Annotated in this window: 2 rRNA genes (1 of these 2 running past the window's edge); both read left to right on the top strand. The window is 59.2% G+C overall.

Annotated features, from left to right (window positions below):
- The first annotated feature begins 169 nt into the window (after positions 1-169).
- Positions 170-1,690, top strand: a 16S ribosomal RNA gene (locus EDF34_RS17365).
- 277 nt (positions 1,691-1,967) lie between these two features.
- Positions 1,968-2,042, top strand: a 23S ribosomal RNA gene (locus tag EDF34_RS17370) (it continues 2,898 nt past the right edge of the window).
- The 16S and 23S rRNA genes sit together here, the layout of an rRNA operon.

Below are 2,042 nucleotides of genomic sequence, written 5' to 3' on the forward strand. Positions count from 1 at the left end.
CCCGCCATCGTGCGGGTCTTGGTTGAGACTGGAGCTCGGTCCTCACCCCGTGAGGTTCTGGGTTCCGATTCAGCCGAATCTGATTGGTTCCGCCCTTCGTCAGTGGGGAGCGGGGCCGTTTCGTTTGTCGGTTGCCTGACCGCTTTGGTGGTTGGGTGCCATGTAGACATTAACGGAGAGTTTGATTCTGGCTCAGGACGAACGCTGGCGGCGTGCTTAACACATGCAAGTCGAACGGTGACGACCAGCTTGCTGGTCTGATCAGTGGCGAACGGGTGAGTAACACGTGAGCAACCTGCCCTTCACTCTGGGATAACCACGGGAAACGGTGGCTAATACCGGATACGAGACGTACCTGCATGGGTGGCGTCTGGAAAGATTTATCGGTGAAGGATGGGCTCGCGGCCTATCAGCTTGTTGGTGGGGTAATGGCCTACCAAGGCGACGACGGGTAGCCGGCCTGAGAGGGCGACCGGCCACACTGGGACTGAGACACGGCCCAGACTCCTACGGGAGGCAGCAGTGGGGAATATTGCACAATGGGCGCAAGCCTGATGCAGCGACGCCGCGTGAGGGATGACGGCCTTCGGGTTGTAAACCTCTTTCAGCAGGGAAGAAGCGAAAGTGACGGTACCTGCAGAAGAAGCGCCGGCTAACTACGTGCCAGCAGCCGCGGTAATACGTAGGGCGCAAGCGTTGTCCGGAATTATTGGGCGTAAAGAGCTCGTAGGCGGTTTGTCGCGTCTGCTGTGAAAACCTGAGGCTCAACCTCGGGCTTGCAGTGGGTACGGGCAGACTAGAGTGCGGTAGGGGTGACTGGAATTCCTGGTGTAGCGGTGGAATGCGCAGATATCAGGAGGAACACCGATGGCGAAGGCAGGTCACTGGGCCGCAACTGACGCTGAGGAGCGAAAGCATGGGGAGCGAACAGGATTAGATACCCTGGTAGTCCATGCCGTAAACGTTGGGCACTAGGTGTGGGGCTCATTCCACGAGTTCCGTGCCGCAGCAAACGCATTAAGTGCCCCGCCTGGGGAGTACGGCCGCAAGGCTAAAACTCAAAGAAATTGACGGGGGCCCGCACAAGCGGCGGAGCATGCGGATTAATTCGATGCAACGCGAAGAACCTTACCAAGGCTTGACATACACCGGAAACTTCCAGAGATGGTTGCCCCGCAAGGTCGGTGTACAGGTGGTGCATGGTTGTCGTCAGCTCGTGTCGTGAGATGTTGGGTTAAGTCCCGCAACGAGCGCAACCCTCGTCCTATGTTGCCAGCGGGTTATGCCGGGGACTCATAGGAGACTGCCGGGGTCAACTCGGAGGAAGGTGGGGATGACGTCAAATCATCATGCCCCTTATGTCTTGGGCTTCACGCATGCTACAATGGCCGGTACAAAGGGCTGCGATACCGCGAGGTGGAGCGAATCCCAAAAAGCCGGTCTCAGTTCGGATTGGGGTCTGCAACTCGACCCCATGAAGTCGGAGTCGCTAGTAATCGCAGATCAGCAACGCTGCGGTGAATACGTTCCCGGGCCTTGTACACACCGCCCGTCAAGTCACGAAAGTCGGTAACACCCGAAGCCGGTGGCCCAACCCTTGTGGAGGGAGCTGTCGAAGGTGGGACTGGCGATTGGGACTAAGTCGTAACAAGGTAGCCGTACCGGAAGGTGCGGCTGGATCACCTCCTTTCTAAGGAGCATCTGGCAACGAGCTGGTCTGTCATGGGCTGGTGGGGTTGTCCAGGCCCACGCCGAGACCGAATGTGTCGAGGGTGGTGCTCAAGGGTGGAACATCGACTACTGGCCGGCTTTGATGGTCGGTGGCTTCTAGTACGCCTGCAGCTTGCTGTGGGGAGGGAACGAAGGTCTACCGGTTGTGAGGGGTTGGCTTGGCACGCTGTTGGGTCCTGAGGGAACAGCCGAGAGGTTGTCCTTCGGGGCTGCGGCCCGATCATCATCCTTGAGGGGGTGGGGGTCGGGTCTTGGCCTGCGGGCCGTGTCTTGCTGGTCGTACCGCTCCCGGGTTCGGGGGACGGCGCCAG

The organism is Cellulomonas sp. PhB150 (genome assembly GCF_003755175.1).
In the GTDB taxonomy this organism is placed as follows: domain Bacteria; phylum Actinomycetota; class Actinomycetes; order Actinomycetales; family Cellulomonadaceae; genus Cellulomonas.